This window comes from Bacillus thuringiensis (assembly GCF_001455345.1).
Taxonomy (GTDB): domain Bacteria; phylum Bacillota; class Bacilli; order Bacillales; family Bacillaceae_G; genus Bacillus_A; species Bacillus_A thuringiensis_N.
Map to the genome: position 1 here is coordinate 1,389,131 of NZ_CP013274.1, position 15,938 is coordinate 1,405,068.

Below are 15,938 nucleotides of genomic sequence, written 5' to 3' on the forward strand. Positions count from 1 at the left end.
ATGAAAGCCATCTTATATATATGTCATGGAAGTCGCTTGAAAGCAGCAAAAGAAGAAGCGGTTGCATTTATTACGTCATGTATGAACCATGTAGAGGCAAGTATTCAAGAAATTTGTTTTTTAGAGTTAGCGAGTCCAACTATTGATGAAGGGTTCCGTACATGTGTGAAGCGTGGTGCTACAGAGATTATTGTTATTCCCGTTTTTTTATTAGCGGCAGGTCATGTAAAAAAAGATATCCCGCTTGAATTGGAAAAGTTAACTAATCAATTTTTGAATGTTAAAGTGACCTATGGTAATCCGTTTGGTGTCTCAGAAACACTTGTTAAATCGGTGTATAGCGGAAGTGGCATTGAACAGGAAGATAAAGATGAAGTGACATTACTTCTCGTTGCAAGAGGGAGCAGTGATCCTGAAGTATTAAGAGATATAAACTGGATCGCTTCTTTATTTCAAATGGAAGAGAAGATTAAGAAAGTAGAAGTCTGTTATTTAGCGGCTGCAGAGCCAAAATTTGAGGAGAAGTTAAAGGAAGTTGTAGAACGAAAAGAAAAGAATATCGTTGTACTGCCTTACTTGTTATTTACAGGTTTGCTTATGAAACATATTGAAAAAGAAGTACGCCAATATGAGCTAGATGAGATAAAAATAAGTCCATATTTAGGGAAGAATGAAGCATTTCAGTATATGTTAATTCAGAAAACGAAGAAATTATTGAAGGGAGATCAATATGTATCCACTTACAGTGCGAGTTGAGAAGAAACGTGTTGTTGTCATTGGTGGAGGGAAAGTCGCGGGATTTAAAATTATTCCTTTACTAAAACAAGGTGCAGATATAGTTGTGGTAAGTCCTGAATTGGATGCAAATTTAGTGAAACTTGTAGAAGAAAAGAAAATTCGTTGGTATCAAAGGGAGTATGAAAAAAGTGATATTAAAGACGCTTTTTTAGTTGTTGCAGCGAGTAGTGATGCTGTATTAAATGAACAAATTGCTGAAGATAGCGCAGAGAATCAATTAGTAAATGTTATTACGAACCCGGAAAGTGGTAATGTTCATTTTCCGGCAGCGATTCATCGTGGATTACTGAATGTGGCTGTTTCTACCGGAGGGGCAAGTCCGAAACTTGCAAAAAAAATCCGTGATGATATCGCAAATAAATATGATGAGGCGTATGGATCGTATCTTGATTTTTTATACGAAGTTAGAATAAAAGTGAAAGCATTACAAATAGAGAAAAGGGAGAGAAATATATTGTTGCAAGAAGTATTAAAGTCGATATATGTTCAAAATGAACAAAAAAGAGAATTGTTTTTACAAGAATTAGAGAGAAGAGTTCATATAGGATAATGAATAAATTGTACTTTACAACTATAAAAATATAATTTATAATCACAAGTAACTTCAATAGATGAAATCGATGAGCAAGAAGAGTATGTATATTTGATACGTTCAGAGAGCTGGGGTAAGGTGTGAGCCCGGTACGATAAAATATACAGAATGGGCTTGCGAGAGGTATGTTGAACATTGTAGTAGGCAACCCGGGTTCCGCCGTTAAAAGGATAGAGTATCGGAATTTTCCTGTACTTGAACAAGTGGGATTTATCAATCCAATTGAGGTGGTACCACGGTATTTACATTACATATATCGTCCTCTACATGCATATTTGCGTGTAGGGGACTTTTTTATTTTCTAAAGGAGGTGTGCGAGTATGAAATGAAAGTGTATAATTAACAAAAGTTTAAATATTCAGAAAAGGAGAATTTATGATGAAAGAAACACAGCAATGGACGTCGAAAATAGGCTTTGTACTCGCAGCAGCCGGAGCCGCAGTAGGTCTTGGTGCCATATGGAAATTTCCGTATGTTGCAGGTAATGGTGGGGGAGGCGCATTCTTCCTTGTATTTTTACTATTAACTTTATTTATAGGTATGCCTCTTCTAATAGCGGAATTTGTCATTGGACGTAGCACCCAAAAAGAGGCAGTTACTGCTTATAAAGTACTAGTACCAAATAGTAAATTATATCCTTGGATTGGTCGTATGGGAGTTGTAACTTGTTTTAGTGTACTCTCTTTTTATAGTGTTGTAGGTGGATGGATTTTATTGTATTTATACTATAGTGTTACAGGAAGCTTCTGGAATGGTGTTGTTGATTATGGAAAATTATTTGGTGAAACGATTTCAAATCCAGTAAGTGCGATTGGAGCGCAATTTATCTTTATGCTTTGTACTATTTTTGTAGTAAGTAAAGGTGTAGAGAAGGGAATAGAAAAGGCAAGTAAGTATATGATGCCGCTATTATTTATTTTGTTTATTGCAATCATTATTCGTGCGTTAACACTCGATGGTGCTTTTGCTGGGGTAGAGTTCTTCTTGAAACCAGATTTTTCAAAGCTGACAGCAGATACGATTTTATACGCGATGGGACAATCGTTCTTCTCGCTAACAGTAGGTGCCTCAGTAATGGTCACGTATAGTTCGTACTTGAAGAAAGAAGAACATTTAGCTAAATCAGCAACATCTATTGTAAGTTTAACTGTTTTTATTACAGTACTTGCAGGATTAGCAATTTTTCCGGCAATTTTCGCATTAGGCGTTAAGCCGACTGAAGGACCAGGACTACTGTTTATCGTCCTTCCAGCAGTATTTGCGAAAATACCATTGGGACAATTTTTCTTCATTATGTTTTTAGTTTTATTTTTCTTTGCAACGTTAACATCTGCGATTTCCATGCTTGAAATTGTAGTAGCATCTGTTGCGAAAGATAATGAGAAAAAGCGTCCGTCAGCATCATTATTAATTGGTATTCTTATTTTTGCAGTTGGAATCCCGTCAGCATTATCGTTTGGAATTATGAGTGATGTGAAAATATTTGGTAAGACATTCTTTGATTTCGTTGATTTTTCGGTAAGTAATGTATTACTGCCGCTCGGAGTACTAGCCATTTCGCTATTCGTACCAAATAAAATGAGTAAAGAAATGTTAATGAAAGAATTAGAAGTTACGGAAACGAAAGGGAAAACATTATTTAATATTTGGTTCTTCTTGCTTCGTTATGTTATTCCAGTAACTGTAATTATTGTATTTTTAAATGCGATAGGCGTATTTAAAATGTTTGCATAATAAAAAGACGGAGATTTCTCCGTCTTTTTATTATGTTGTAGGTGTATTCACTAAACGATTATATGCTTTATAGGCTGTGACGACTGCAATGAATGATCCGATTAAAAATAATGCTGAGCCGCCAAATGTAAATAACCGGCCAATGTAAGTTTCTCTAGCTTCTTCTATTTTCTGTTGTAATTGTGTATTCATATGATTCACCTCGTAAAATATGGGCATTTAGTTGTAGTCTATGTGGAATGCCTATAGTGTGTGAAGTGGAAATAAAAAAAACTCGGTATGAACCGAGTTTTTATAATCCGATATAAGGAGATGGATCCACTGCGTTTGTCTTGCCGACATTCCATTCTCCAAGGTGAAGTTCGAAGTGTAAATGCTGTCCGTATGATTGACCAGTGTTCCCCATAAATCCAAGTTGAGTTCCTTGTTTTACAGTTTGTCCATTTGATACTGAACGGCTGCTCATATGAGCATATACTGTTGTGTATGTTTTCCCGTTAATACGGTGAGATAAGTACACAACATTTCCGTAACTAGATGATAATTCTGAGCGAATAACAACGCCATCAGCAGCGGCGATAATCGGAACGGTTCCTGAAGCTGCGATATCGATCCCTTTATGGTTATCTATAGAGCGCACGCCAAAACCAGAAGTTTTTGATCCAGCTGCTGGCTTAATAAAGCCGCCAATATTTGTATCATGCGGTGTTGGAGCTGCTTGCGCTTTCTGAGCAGATGTAGTAGCTTGTTTACGAGCTTCTTCTGCCTTGCGGGCTTCTTCCGCTTTACGAGCCTCTTCGGCACGTTTTTCTTCTTCAATTGCCTTTTGAACAGCTTGACGCTGATTTTCTAAAATACCTTTAGATTCTTCTAATCCTTCAATCTCTGAATCTACTTTTGTTACTTTCGTATGTAGATCACTAATAAAGGTTTGCTGCTGTTGCTGATTCGTTTGTAACTCTTGTTGTTTTTGAACTAATTTCTGTTCGGATTCTTTTAATTGTTGCTCTTTTTTCTCGACAGCCTCTTTTTCCTTTGTCACAGCATTTTGATCCGTTGTTTGTTTTTTCACAATATCGGTATCGTTGTTTAAAATTAAACTTACAGAATACATATTATCAACAAGATCAGCAATGTTTGTAGAAGTTGTTAATACCTCTGTAATGAGATTTGTACGAGGTTTTTCTTGCATAGATTGCAAACGTTGCTTAATAACTTCCTGGCGTGTATCTATGTTTGTTTGTAATTGCTCTATATGTTTCTTTTTTTCGGTGATCGCTTGTTGTGTTTTACTAATTTCTTTTTTTGTATCGTTTAATTCAGCTTCGTTTTTATTAATAGAAGTAGTTAAATCGTCGATTTTCTTTTGTAATTCTTGAATTTCCTTTTCTATTTGTTCTTTCTCGGCTGATTTATTTTGTAAGTCATTTTGTTTTCCTTCTAATTCAGATTGAATATTAGATAATTTATCTTGATTCGTTTCAGCGTATGCGGGTGGAAGTAACGGAGAAACAAAAATCGTTCCTGCTGCTAAAACACTTAACGCTGCAAATTTCTTTTTCATGGTTGTCTGGCTCCTTTCCCTATGAATGTTATATATCATAAGAAGAAGAGTGTCTATCGTTGTAACCATAATGTAAAGAAAATTTTATAAAATTGCTAAGTTTTGTCGGAATTTATCATTTTTTAACGATAATCCTCCCGGTTGATGCATTTTTTAAAATCGTATAAAAAGATGTATTATTTGATTTTTGTTGTAAAATAAAGGGAAAATATAGTTGTTTTATATAGTGAAATGTTAGATGAGAATCCAATGAAACACTGATAAGGAATCGTTCTCATGTGAGGTTTTCTGACATGGGTTTTGTTTTTGTCAAGAAAATTATTTGCGTTCGGGCAAACTTATTTTGTTGTCAGATTTAATTTTTTGATTTATGATTTTTAACAGGGACAAAATGTAGTGAATTGTCGAATAATATGTAATACTCTTAATTTCATGTTTTATAGAGATAGAGTGAGAGATAGAGTGACACATCGAAGAGGGGGTTACAACAAATATGAAAAGAATAGGACTTGCATGGCAAATTTTAATAGGGCTTGCGCTTGGTATTGCAGTTGGGGCGATTTTCTTTGGCAATCCGGCAGTGGTGAGTTACTTACAACCAATTGGTGATATTTTCATCCGATTAATTAAAATGATCGTTGTACCGATTGTTGTAGCAAGTATTGTTGTTGGGGTTGCTGGTGTTGGTGATGTAAAAAAACTGGGCCGACTAGGCGGAAAAACAATTATTTACTTTGAAATTATTACAACAATTGCAATTATTGTCGGTCTATTAATTGCGAATATTTTCCAACCGGGAAAAGGCGTAAATATGGATCAGTTAACGAAGACAGATATTTCGAAATATACACATACGACAGAGCAAGTACAAAGTCATTCATTTGCAGATACATTTGTAAATATTGTTCCAACGAACATTATGAAGTCATTAGCTGACGGAGATATGCTTGCTATTATCTTCTTCTCTGTATTATTTGGTTTAGGTGTAGCAGCAATTGGTGAAAGAGGAAGACCGGTTCTTCAATTTTTCCAAGGTGTAGCTGATGCAATGTTTTATGTAACAAACCAAGTTATGAAATTTGCACCATTTGGTGTATTCGCACTAATTGGTGTTACAGTTTCTACATTCGGTCTTGCTTCATTAATTCCATTAGGAAAATTACTAATTGTCGTATATGGAGCAATGATTTTCTTCGTTGTAGTTGTCTTAGGGCTTACAGCGAAAATATTTGGAATTAACATTTTCCAATTCTTTAAAATTTTAAAAGACGAACTGATCTTAGCGTATTCAACAGCAAGTTCAGAAACAGTTTTACCAAAAATTATGGAGAAAATGGAAAAGTTCGGTTGTCCGAAAGCAATTACATCTTTCGTTATTCCGACAGGTTATTCATTTAACTTAGATGGATCAACTTTATATCAAGCAATTGCAGCTCTTTTCTTAGCACAAATGTACGGTATTGATTTATCTATTACACAACAAATTACATTATTACTTGTATTGATGGTTACATCAAAAGGTATTGCGGGTGTACCGGGCGTATCATTCGTTGTATTATTAGCGACACTTGGTACAGTAGGTATTCCAGCTGAAGGTTTAGCCTTCATCGCTGGTATTGACCGTATTTTAGATATGGCTCGTACAGCAGTTAACGTTGTAGGAAACTCTTTAGCAGCTGTAGTTATGTCTAAGTGGGAAGGTCAATATGACGCTGAAAAAGGACAAGCTTATTTAAAAGAGATTTCTGAAAAGGGTCAAGCTGCTTAATTATAATATGAACAAGCTCTCACATAATATGTGGGAGCTTTTCTGTATATAGAAGAGGAGTAGATATAATGAAACGTAAATATGGTGACGGTTCTTCGTGGAAGAGACTAATAGAAAAAAGTTATACGGTTAAGCAAGTAGAAGAGGGAATGCTTGGAATACTGGATATAAAAAAGGTGAGAGAGCCTAGTTGTAAAGAATATGATGGTAAAGAACTTTGTATTGCAGCGGATCAGTATACGTGGATTCAATATTTCATAAACGGGAAAAACTTTGCGATTACCGCTATGTTAGATGATCAGAAAAAATTAGTGCAATATTACATCGATGTGACGAAAAAGTATAAAATAGACGACCGTGGTTTACCATATTTTGATGATTTATATTTAGATGTAGTATTATTACCGAACGATAAGGTGTATATATTGGATGAGGATGAGCTAGAGGATGCTTATAAAAGAGGCGATGTTACAAAAGAAGAGTATGAGTTAGCTTGGTACACTACGAAATGGATAATAGATGCAATAAAAAATAATGAATTTTATTGGATTTCAATATTGGAAGAAGAAATCAAAAAGTTAAAATGATTGTTGTATTCGAATTTTTGCATAATTACCAAAAAAATCTATACAAAAAATAATTGACTTTTGTTTTGTAAGCGAGTAAAGTTAGGGAAGAAATTATTATTAAAAAATAAATATGAAACCTTCTTATAAAGAGAGGCGGAGGGACTGGCCCTACGATGCCTCGGCAGCGGACTCGATTTCAGAGTGCTGTGCCAAATCCAGCAAGCATGTGCTTGAAAGATGAGAAGAGCGTTTCTTATAGATGTATAAGACCTCTTCTCATTGGAAGAGGTCTTTTGTTATTCATTAGAAAAAGGTTGAAACTAGGGAGAGATGGTACTTTGAAAGAAACGAGAGGAAATGGTTTGGCTTTATTACCACTTGGGATATTTTTGGCGCTATTTATTGGTTCTGGAATTATTACAGGTGATTTCTATAAATTGCCGATACTTGTAGCAATTTCAATTGCTGTAGGAGTCGCTTTAGCAATGAATCGTAAAGAAAGTTTTAATGTAAAAGTAGAACGGTTTGCTAAAGGTGCAGGGAACCCAGATATTATGATTATGGTTCTGATTTTTGTACTGGCAGGAGCGTTTTCTGAAACAGCAAAAGGGATGGGCGGCGTTGATTCTACAGTTAACTTAGCGTTATCCATTTTACCGCAAGGGTTTATCGTAGCTGGAATTTTTGTTATAGGGGCATTTATTTCATTAGCGATGGGAACTTCAATGGGAACGATTGCTGCATTAGCACCAATAGCTGTAGGTATTAGCGGGCAAACTGATATCTCAATTGCACTTACGATAGCTACCGTTGTTGGCGGAGCGATGTTTGGTGATAATTTATCATTTATTTCAGACACAACAATTGCAGCTGTACGCTCACAAGGAACAGAAATGAAAGATAAGTTTAAAACAAATTTTTTAATTGTATTACCAGCAGCTATTATTACAATTGTACTATTAATAATCGTTACTTTAGGAAGTGACACGCAGATTAAAGCGCATAGCTTTGACTGGATAAAGATTTTACCGTATGCAGGAGTACTTATTACAGCGCTACTTGGCTGGAATGTACTTATCGTGTTAACTGGTGGAACTGTACTATCTGGCGTTATCGGTCTTTTAGATGGAAGTTACACGTTAGAGAGTTTCTTTAAAAGTGTAACGACTGGAATGGGCGGTATGATGGAGTTAGTATTACTTGCTATTTTAATTGGCGGTATGGTCGAACTGATTCAATATAATGGTGGCATTCAATATTTAATGAATATTTTAACGCGTAACATTCGTTCAAAAAAAGGAGCAGAGTTCGGTATCGCTGGCTTAGTGAGTATGACGAATATGTGTACAGCGAATAATACAATTTCTATTATCTTTACAGGCCCACTTGCGAAAAACATCGCAGATCAATATGAAATTGATCCTCGTAAATCAGCGAGTGTATTAGATCTTTTCTCATGTTGTGTGCAAGGGTTAATTCCGTATGGTGCGCAAATGTTAACGGCAGCAGGATTTGCGGCGTTATCTCCGGTTGAATTGTTGCCATATGCGTTTTATCCAATCTTAGTTGGAGTATGTGGAATCATTTCTATATTAATTGGTTTCCCGAGGTTTTCTAAAGTAGCGGGAAAGAAAGAGTATCATAAAACAGCATAATGAATAGTAACGAAAGCCGTACAGAGAATATTCTCTGTACGGCTTTTTATGTGCGATAAAAGAGTGAATAATCCTATCCTACCGTAAGTTTTTTACAAAAGGCTGAATGCAACTCAGTCTTAAGTCTGAGTCGAAAACGGTTCTTAAGCTCGTTATGGAAAAATGAAAAAATAGTTAAGATAAGAGTATCAAATTGAAGGGAGGCAAGCACAAGATGAAACAATTTCTAGCGTTTATCGCGGCCGGTATTTTGGCTTTAATTGCTCTTGGTAGTCTTGCTGGCATTGTAGGATTCGCAATCGGAGCAGGAGTTGTGTACTGGAGCTATAAATCATTTGTGCGAGCACAATCATTTTTTGGAAAGTTAGCTTGGGGTATTGTAGGTTTAATCGGTTTATCCATTGCACTTTCGCACTCCCCAGCATTAATTGGTATCGCAGCATTAGTAGTTTTATACTACGGATACCGTGAGTGGAAAAAAGAAAAAGATGTAGTTGTTGATTCTGCTTCAGAAAGTTCTAAACCATATAGCAACTTTGAAGATGAGTGGAACAAGTTAATGAAAAACTAATATTAAAATAAATCAAATTTATAAAGTAGAAGAGAGGAAGATTATAATGAAACAATCTTTATTCGGACGTGTACGCGATGCAATTTTAGCAGATTTTCATAATGTGTTAGATGAGAAAGAAAGAAAAAATCCAATTGCTATGTTAAATCAATATTTACGCGATAGTGAGCGTGAAATAACAAAAATTGAGAAGTTAATTCAGCGTCATAAAACATTAAAATCTAATTTCGCTCGTGAGCTTGAGCAAGCGCGTTATTTCGTTAATAAAAGATCCAAGCAGGCTATCATCGCTCAAGAAGCGGGCGAACTACAATTGCACGAACGTGCGTTAGAAGAGGTAGCTTATTATGAAGGGCAAGTAACTCGATTAGAAGAAATGTATGCAGGTGTTGTAGAGCAAATCGATGAGTTAGAGCGTCGTCTTTCTGAAATGAAAAATAAATTAAAAGAAATGCACGCAAAGCGTATGGAACTAATGGCACGTGAAAATATGGCACATGCAAATCGTCGTATGAATACTGCTATGCATAAAATGGATGAAAATAATCCGTTCTTACGATTTGAAGAAATTGAAGATCATATTCGTGACTTAGAAACTCGTATGAATGAAGAGCATGAACGTGACACATTTGATATGAAAATTGCAAAGCTTGAGCGTGAAATGAAAGAAAAGAATGATGTATCGTTAACGAAAGAGTTAACAAAATAATAGTAGTATATTATAAAACAGGCTTATGATATAGTGATAGGAGAAAAGGTGTTGGAAAGCAATGCCTTTTCTTCTATGTATATGTGACAAGAAGGGGGGGAGCTGAAATGAAGAAGCATTTTTCAAAAACACAATTAATGGGGATGCTCCTCATCATATTTGGATTCGGTCTTTTTCTTGATATGATACTTGGACATTTTGAACCAGGTGGTCTCATTTTTGCATTTATTATGCTTATGTTTGGAAGGCATTATCGTAAAAAGAATCGTTATGTACGAGGAAATGTATTTTTATTTGTTGGTGGTATCGTATTTTTATTCTTCTTATTTTCATCAGCAGCATTTGTTCTTGTCGTATTTGCTTGCTTAGCTTTAATTGGTTATCAATTGATTCAACAAGGACATCAGCAAAAAGCAATGAAGGTTGAAATTAAAGAAAAAGGGATTATAGATGAAGAGAAGCAAATATATCGTACAGAACCATATGTGAAAAATATGTTTGTAGGTAATGTACGAATGATGGATCATATTTATGAACTTGAGGATATAAATGTTCAATATGGTGCTTGCGATGTGGAAATAGATTTAACAACTGCTATGATTCCAGAAGGGGAGACAGTAATTGTTATTCGAGGCATCGTTGGAAATATTCGTTTATATGTGCCATATGATATTGAACTGTCTTTAAATCACTCTGTTATTGTCGGACGTGTGCTCTTGCCAGGACATGAAGAGACAGGTTTTAATCGCAATGTTACATTTAGAACAGAGCAGTATAAAGAAGCTCCTCGTCGTATTAAAATTATTTCTTCGCTTGTCGTAGGCGATACGGAAGTGAGGAAAGTATAATGAAGAAACAAAAAAATATTTCGTGGATGTATATTCGTTATTCTATGTTGTCCTCTGTTAGTATCGCACTTATTTGTACAATTGTATATGTATGGAAAAGTGAACAACAAGTGTATGATTTATTATGGAAGGAATCCATCGCTTCTGTTCCAATTGGCTTGTTTATTATGACTACAAGTTTACTTATCGGGGGGATTGTAGGATATGCAATCGGTTACTATATAGAGCAGCGTATACAAGGATTAAATACTTTTCTATTTGAAGTAGAGCGAGGGAATTTTCCGAGCGATGTTTCGTTTACTGCAGATGATGAATTTCATGAAGTGGAACGAAAAGTAATCGTTCTGGCTCGTCGATTAGAGGAGCAAGCTGGACTCTTTCAAAAGGTAACGAATGAACGAGCTCATTGGAATGAAGAGATGAGACAAGAAGCGATTTCCCAAGAAAGGCATCGATTGGCGAGGGAGCTGCATGATTCTGTAAGTCAGCAGCTTTTTGCAATGTCGATGATGATGTCGGCTATTAATGAACAAGTAGCTGAATTTCCAGAAACGACGAGAAAGCAATTGCAACTCGTTGAGAATATGGTTGTAAATGCACAATCAGAAATGAGAGCGTTGCTTCTTCATTTACGACCTGTACAATTAGAAGGGAAGAAACTGACACAAGGTATAGAGGAATTATTGACGGAATTATCGCGAAAGCAACATATGAAAATTGAATGGCTAATTGAGCCAATAGAATTGAAAAAAGGTGTAGAAGATCATTTATTTCGTATTGTGCAAGAAGCTTTATCTAATACTTTACGACATGCGAAAGCGAAGAAAACGGAAGTACGTCTTCGGAAAATTGATCAATATGCAATTCTAAAAATTATTGATGATGGCGTTGGATTTGAAGTCGGAGTGAATAAGGCTGGTTCATATGGTTTAAGATCAATGCAAGAGCGTGTTCATGAAATTGGTGGGACATTAAAAGTACTTAGTTTCCCCACTAAAGGGACGCAAATAGAAGTAAAAGTACCGATTATGATTGAGAGAGGGGGAGAATCATGATAAAAGTGTTACTTGTCGATGATCATGAAATGGTTCGAATGGGTGTATCAGCATATTTATCAACGCAACCAGATATCGAAGTAGTTGGAGAAGCTGAAAATGGAAGAAAAGGTTCAGAGTTAGCACTGCAATTAAGACCGGATATTATTTTGATGGACCTTGTCATGGACGAGATGGATGGGGTTGAAGCAACACGTGCTATTATTCAGGAATGGCCAGAAGCGAAAATTGTAGTTGTAACGAGCTTTTTAGATGATGAGAAATTGTATCCTGTTATTGAGGCTGGAGCGACAAGTTATTTATTAAAAACATCAAGAGCGAGTGATATAGCGGACGCTGTACGGGCTACTTATGATGGAGAAACAGTATTAGAGCCAAAAGTTACTGGTAAAATGATGTCTCGTATGCGTCAGAAGAAAGAACAACCTTTGCATGAGGAGTTAACAGAAAGAGAGTCTGAAATTTTGTTATTAATTGCAGAGGGGAAAAGTAATCAAGAGATTGCAGATGAATTGTTTATTGCCCTCAAAACAGTAAAGACGCATGTGAGTAATATATTAAATAAGCTAAATGTAAGTGACCGGACACAGGCGGTTATTTATGCGTTTAGACATCAATTGACAAAATGATAAAGTGAAACTTTAATCAGTGGGAGGGCTATCCCCACTGATTATTAGTTTACACCAAATCTTTTTATTGACGTTAATAAATGTAAGCGTTATCATTAAGTTGTTAACGGTACATACAAAGGGGAGAATGTATATGTTAGTTCAAACTATATTTGGTATGGATAAGTCTAAAAAATTAGGGGATTATGTGAACGCATTACAAGCACTTTGTGAACAATATAATGTTGAAACAGATAAAATTGCAATTGTTGAGGCGACAGAAGAGTACTATTTATTTTTAGTAAAGCAAGAAGATTGCTACGATGTTGTCAAAGTAGAAACAGTGGATACAAATATAGACTATTATACGAAAGCGTATAAAATAAGTAGTTTTAATCATACTGCTTATCAAAAGTAAAAAACTCCCGAAAGGGAGTTTTTTAGGATGCTTTTACTTCATGAGATTGGGTAAGTAAGGGTACTCTTTTCGCACCTCTTAGCTTAGCGATTGTAAAGCCGATAAGAGCTCCGGCTAATGCTGGTATTAGCCAGCCAATTCCTTCATTATATAAAGGGATAAATTCAAAATATGGTGTGATATATGAAATTGAAATACCACCTTGTTTTAATCCATCAAATACGCTCACTACAGCTGCACCAATTAAAGCACCTACATAAACAGAGCGATATCCGCCGAAGTATTTATGCAGTAACGATAGTAGAACGAGTACGATTGCAATTGGATATACAACAAGTAAAATTGGAACAGAGATGGAAATGATTTTTGTTAAACCTAAGTTAGCAACTAGTAACCCTAAAGCGCAAATGATACTTGCAAACATTTTGTATGAAAATTTTGTAAATAATGTTGAGAAATATTGACTACATGCGGATACGAGTCCAACACATGTCGTTAAGCAAGCGAGTGTAACAATCAGAGCTAGTAGAAGTAAGCCGTATGGCCCGAATAATTGTTGTACGATTACAGTAAGTAGTTGTCCACCATTCTTTGCGTATCCGAGCGAGACGCTAGTTGCACCGAGCCAGCCAAGTGCACCATATACAAGTACGAGACCGGTAGCGGCAATAAGTCCTGCTTTCGCTGTTGCGATGGCAATGGACTTACGATCCGTCACACCTTTAGAGCGAATGGTATTTACAACGATAATTCCAAATGCAAGTGCTGAAATGGTATCCATCGTTAAGTATCCTTCCATAAAGCCTTTGAAGATTGGAGAAGTTTGATACTCTTGCATTGCTGGTCCGGATTGCCCGAGTGGTGTAAATACACTTTTAGCAAATAATAAGAAAATAGAGAGTAATAAAATAGGTGTTAATATATTTCCAATGCGATCGACAAGTTTAGATGGATTTAAACTAAGCCAAAATACGATAGCAAAGAAGATGACCGTGTATAAAAATAGTGCTAGGTTACTAGAGCGAATTGTTTCTGGTAAAAAAGAACTAACGCCCATTTCATAAGCGACATTTGCAACGCGTGGAATTCCCATCGAAGGACCGATTGCGATGTATACAACTACCGTGAAGAATATTCCGAATAATGGATGAACATGACTTGCTAGTTGTTGCATACCGTTTCCTGATAAAGAAATTGCAATAACAGTTAATAATGGTAAACCGACTCCTGTTAGTAAAAATCCAATCATTGCCGGCCAAAAGTTTTCACCTGCATTTTGTCCAAGCATGGGAGGGAAAATTAAATTACCTGCCCCAAAAAATAAAGAAAATAGCATAAGACCTGTGAAAAAGATATGTTTTTTTGATACAGTGTTCATTGTTTTTCCTCCTTTTTTTAATTCATTTGTAAGAACACAAAAAACTCGTCCCTAAAGAAAGGGACGAGTTATATTTACCCGCGATACCACCCTAATTTATACATGTAGAAATGATTCTATATGTATACGGCTCTGCAACGTACAACATGATACGTGTTCCTTGTAACGGGGGACAGCCGGTAAGAACTTACTGTAACATTCGGTTCTACTTCTCGGAGATGATTTTCGGCTACGCACTGAACGTTGGCTTTCAGCAAATCGCCAACTCTCTGGGGGACAGTCCTATAACGTACTCGTTCTCGTCAATGAATTTTTATTCAAGTATTCTGACAGTATTGTTGCATGTTTTTTTGCGAAAGTCAATATTTTTTTGAAAATATATATTTATATGGAGAAATATCAAAAGTAATTTGCTTTGTTTTGAAGTGAAGGGGTGATGTAAGTTAGATTGTAAAAGGAGAGTAAAAATTTGTAGGGAATTGTAAAAATTGTGGAGAAAGTTGATATTTATAGGAGCAAAGAAGGTATTGTTTGAATTTACAGAGAATAATACAACAATCCACTTGCTGGAAAGAACAAACCAAAAGAGGTGACTGGAATGCTTGCGATGGGAGTATTATTTGGCATTATTGCTATAATTGGTTTTATGTGGTTATATTATTCGCGTTCGTTTAAACAAGCAGAAGTTTTACTCTTTCAAAAAGGTAGTTTGTTGACAAATCAGTCTAGATATTTAGTATGTCCGAAGTGTGGAAGTGCACAGGCCAGAAGTGGAGGATATCAAGAGTGTTGCAAAATTAGATTATGAAAGAAGGAAGCCTCACATTATTTTGTGAGGCTTCCTTCCTTACAATTTCAAGGCGCTCCAAATTGTCCACCGATCTCTTTCGATAATAGGAGCGGTGTTTTGTAATGCAGCCTGGATCTGTTGTAGAAGTTGAGAAAGTTCATGATCTGTTAATTCGTATAGAATAGATCTACCTGTTCGAGGTGATAAATCTTGTAGCAATGCATCTACAGAATCATGTATTTTTCGTACTTCCCATTGTGTTTGAGTGGGGAACACGTGAAGAAAGTGTCTTTGTAATTCTTGTTGTATCGTGGTGGTTTCTGGCCGTCTTTTCGATTCTATTTCAATGAGTTTTGGAAAGATAGAGAAAAAATATCCACGAATGTGTTCGGGGCTTCCGGGAATTGTACAATCTTCAATGGTTCGGTCTTGTATAATAAGTACACCGTTTTTCTTTAATATGCGAGAAGCTTCACATAGAAATGTAGGAATGTCTTGTAAATGATGAATAACTGCGCGCGAAATAACAATGTCGAATGTATCATTAGGATATGGGACGCTATGTGCATCGCCGTGAATGAATGAAATGTTTGGAAAGCCGCTACAATTTTCTTTTGCAGACTGTAATATTTCTTTTGAAAAGTCAAGCCCAACAACACTTTCTGCTCCCATAAGAGCAAGTTCTTGCGTATAAATCCCGCCCCCGCAGCCGATATCAATTATTTGCTTGTTTTGTATATTTGTAATGTTTTTTATCATTTCCACCCAAGAAATATGGGCGTTTCGCTGTGCGTATGTGTATTTATTATTTGCGTCGTGAAAATTAATGGACATGAAAAAACCTCCTTTCAATGCTTAGTATAGCGTATTTTATAGTGTGT

17 protein-coding genes, 1 riboswitch and 2 other annotated features are annotated in these 15,938 nt (G+C 35.9%); of the genes, 13 read left to right on the top strand and 4 right to left on the bottom strand.

The features are described 5' to 3' along the window. The 3 genes from ATN06_RS07445 (at window position 1) to ATN06_RS07460 (ending at window position 3,124) form a co-directional block, all read left to right on the top strand. A complete protein-coding gene (locus tag ATN06_RS07445) occupies window positions 1–756 on the top strand; it encodes a sirohydrochlorin chelatase (protein WP_060630121.1) in 756 nt (251 codons plus the stop codon). Further along, window positions 731–1,348, top strand: a complete 618-nt coding sequence (locus tag ATN06_RS07450; RefSeq protein ID WP_060630122.1) for an NAD(P)-binding protein — start codon at window positions 731–733, stop codon at window positions 1,346–1,348. Before ATN06_RS07445 ends, ATN06_RS07450 begins: the two co-directional genes overlap by 26 nt. Window positions 1,349–1,409: 61 nt before the next feature. Then, window positions 1,410–1,657: a binding site (T-box leader), on the top strand. 111 nt (window positions 1,658–1,768) lie between these two features. Continuing rightward, window positions 1,769–3,124 carry a sodium-dependent transporter gene (locus tag ATN06_RS07460; protein WP_060630123.1) on the top strand — a complete coding sequence of 452 codons (1,356 nt, stop codon included), beginning with the start codon at window positions 1,769–1,771 and terminating at the stop codon, window positions 3,122–3,124. 30 nt (window positions 3,125–3,154) lie between these two features. On the opposite strand, the gene ATN06_RS29165 is transcribed toward ATN06_RS07460, so the two are convergent. Then, window positions 3,155–3,316 (bottom strand): hypothetical protein, encoded by a 162-nt coding sequence (locus ATN06_RS29165; protein ID WP_001096004.1) that lies wholly within the window; start codon window positions 3,314–3,316, stop codon window positions 3,155–3,157. Between the two features lie 100 nt (window positions 3,317–3,416). Further along, window positions 3,417–4,688: a murein hydrolase activator EnvC family protein gene (locus ATN06_RS07465; protein WP_060630124.1), complete on the bottom strand. Its 1,272-nt coding sequence runs from the start codon at window positions 4,686–4,688 to the stop codon at window positions 3,417–3,419. A 493-nt stretch (window positions 4,689–5,181) separates the two neighbouring features. Between ATN06_RS07465 and gltP the strand changes: the two genes are divergently transcribed. The 9 genes from gltP (at window position 5,182) to ATN06_RS07510 (ending at window position 12,889) form a co-directional block, all read left to right on the top strand. Then, on the top strand, window positions 5,182–6,456 hold the full coding sequence (gene gltP, locus ATN06_RS07470) for a glutamate/aspartate:proton symporter GltP (protein ID WP_060630125.1): 1,275 nt from the start codon (window positions 5,182–5,184) through the stop codon (window positions 6,454–6,456). Window positions 6,457–6,524: 68 nt separating this feature from the next. Next, window positions 6,525–7,043, top strand: a complete 519-nt coding sequence (locus ATN06_RS07475; protein ID WP_060630126.1) for a ribonuclease FAU-1 family protein — start codon at window positions 6,525–6,527, stop codon at window positions 7,041–7,043. Between the two features lie 120 nt (window positions 7,044–7,163). Next, window positions 7,164–7,269, top strand: a riboswitch (SAM riboswitch). A 94-nt stretch (window positions 7,270–7,363) separates the two neighbouring features. Beyond that, window positions 7,364–8,680: a Na+/H+ antiporter NhaC family protein gene (locus tag ATN06_RS07480; protein ID WP_060630127.1), complete on the top strand. Its 1,317-nt coding sequence runs from the start codon at window positions 7,364–7,366 to the stop codon at window positions 8,678–8,680. 214 nt (window positions 8,681–8,894) lie between these two features. After that, the gene (locus tag ATN06_RS07485) at window positions 8,895–9,251 is read left to right on the top strand and encodes a lmo0954 family membrane protein (protein WP_060630128.1); all 357 of its coding nucleotides are present in this window, start codon (window positions 8,895–8,897) and stop codon (window positions 9,249–9,251) included. 46 nt (window positions 9,252–9,297) lie between these two features. After that, window positions 9,298–9,960 carry a PspA/IM30 family protein gene (locus tag ATN06_RS07490; RefSeq protein ID WP_000814138.1) on the top strand — a complete coding sequence of 221 codons (663 nt, stop codon included), beginning with the start codon at window positions 9,298–9,300 and terminating at the stop codon, window positions 9,958–9,960. Between the two features lie 107 nt (window positions 9,961–10,067). Next, window positions 10,068–10,808, top strand: coding sequence for a cell wall-active antibiotics response protein LiaF (gene liaF, locus ATN06_RS07495; RefSeq protein WP_060630129.1), 741 nt, complete (start codon window positions 10,068–10,070; stop codon window positions 10,806–10,808). Beyond that, window positions 10,808–11,863 (top strand): sensor histidine kinase, encoded by a 1,056-nt coding sequence (locus ATN06_RS07500; RefSeq protein WP_060630130.1) that lies wholly within the window; start codon window positions 10,808–10,810, stop codon window positions 11,861–11,863. Before liaF ends, ATN06_RS07500 begins: the two co-directional genes overlap by 1 nt. Next, window positions 11,860–12,492 (top strand): response regulator, encoded by a 633-nt coding sequence (locus tag ATN06_RS07505; RefSeq protein WP_000598709.1) that lies wholly within the window; start codon window positions 11,860–11,862, stop codon window positions 12,490–12,492. Before ATN06_RS07500 ends, ATN06_RS07505 begins: the two co-directional genes overlap by 4 nt. Window positions 12,493–12,550: 58 nt before the next feature. Continuing rightward, the gene (locus ATN06_RS07510) at window positions 12,551–12,889 is read left to right on the top strand and encodes a DUF3922 domain-containing protein (RefSeq protein ID WP_140350493.1); all 339 of its coding nucleotides are present in this window, start codon (window positions 12,551–12,553) and stop codon (window positions 12,887–12,889) included. 22 nt (window positions 12,890–12,911) lie between these two features. On the opposite strand, the gene brnQ3 is transcribed toward ATN06_RS07510, so the two are convergent. Further along, the gene (gene brnQ3 / locus ATN06_RS07515; protein WP_060630131.1) at window positions 12,912–14,267 is read right to left on the bottom strand and encodes a branched-chain amino acid transport system II carrier protein BrnQ3; all 1,356 of its coding nucleotides are present in this window, start codon (window positions 14,265–14,267) and stop codon (window positions 12,912–12,914) included. A gap of 56 nt (window positions 14,268–14,323) precedes the next feature. After that, window positions 14,324–14,582 (bottom strand) — a binding site (T-box leader). A gap of 283 nt (window positions 14,583–14,865) precedes the next feature. Between brnQ3 and ATN06_RS07520 the strand changes: the two genes are divergently transcribed. Beyond that, window positions 14,866–15,075, top strand: a complete 210-nt coding sequence (locus ATN06_RS07520; RefSeq protein WP_000880630.1) for a hypothetical protein — start codon at window positions 14,866–14,868, stop codon at window positions 15,073–15,075. A gap of 39 nt (window positions 15,076–15,114) precedes the next feature. On the opposite strand, the gene ATN06_RS07525 is transcribed toward ATN06_RS07520, so the two are convergent. Further along, the gene (locus ATN06_RS07525; RefSeq protein ID WP_060630132.1) at window positions 15,115–15,891 is read right to left on the bottom strand and encodes a class I SAM-dependent methyltransferase; all 777 of its coding nucleotides are present in this window, start codon (window positions 15,889–15,891) and stop codon (window positions 15,115–15,117) included. Between the last annotated feature and the right edge of the window lie 47 nt (window positions 15,892–15,938).

Coding starts and splice junctions, on each gene's coding strand:
- ATN06_RS07500 (WP_060630130.1), top strand. CDS start 10,808: ATGAAGAAACAAAAAAATATTTCGTGGATGTATATTCGTTATTCTATG.
- gltP (WP_060630125.1), top strand. CDS start 5,182: ATGAAAAGAATAGGACTTGCATGGCAAATTTTAATAGGGCTTGCGCTT.
- brnQ3 (WP_060630131.1), bottom strand. CDS start 14,267: ATGAACACTGTATCAAAAAAACATATCTTTTTCACAGGTCTTATGCTA.
- ATN06_RS07490 (WP_000814138.1), top strand. CDS start 9,298: ATGAAACAATCTTTATTCGGACGTGTACGCGATGCAATTTTAGCAGAT.
- ATN06_RS07485 (WP_060630128.1), top strand. CDS start 8,895: ATGAAACAATTTCTAGCGTTTATCGCGGCCGGTATTTTGGCTTTAATT.
- ATN06_RS07520 (WP_000880630.1), top strand. CDS start 14,866: ATGCTTGCGATGGGAGTATTATTTGGCATTATTGCTATAATTGGTTTT.
- ATN06_RS07450 (WP_060630122.1), top strand. CDS start 731: ATGTATCCACTTACAGTGCGAGTTGAGAAGAAACGTGTTGTTGTCATT.
- ATN06_RS07465 (WP_060630124.1), bottom strand. CDS start 4,688: ATGAAAAAGAAATTTGCAGCGTTAAGTGTTTTAGCAGCAGGAACGATT.
- ATN06_RS07475 (WP_060630126.1), top strand. CDS start 6,525: ATGAAACGTAAATATGGTGACGGTTCTTCGTGGAAGAGACTAATAGAA.
- ATN06_RS29165 (WP_001096004.1), bottom strand. CDS start 3,316: ATGAATACACAATTACAACAGAAAATAGAAGAAGCTAGAGAAACTTAC.
- ATN06_RS07445 (WP_060630121.1), top strand. CDS start 1: ATGAAAGCCATCTTATATATATGTCATGGAAGTCGCTTGAAAGCAGCA.
- ATN06_RS07460 (WP_060630123.1), top strand. CDS start 1,769: ATGAAAGAAACACAGCAATGGACGTCGAAAATAGGCTTTGTACTCGCA.
- liaF (WP_060630129.1), top strand. CDS start 10,068: ATGAAGAAGCATTTTTCAAAAACACAATTAATGGGGATGCTCCTCATC.
- ATN06_RS07525 (WP_060630132.1), bottom strand. CDS start 15,891: ATGTCCATTAATTTTCACGACGCAAATAATAAATACACATACGCACAG.
- ATN06_RS07505 (WP_000598709.1), top strand. CDS start 11,860: ATGATAAAAGTGTTACTTGTCGATGATCATGAAATGGTTCGAATGGGT.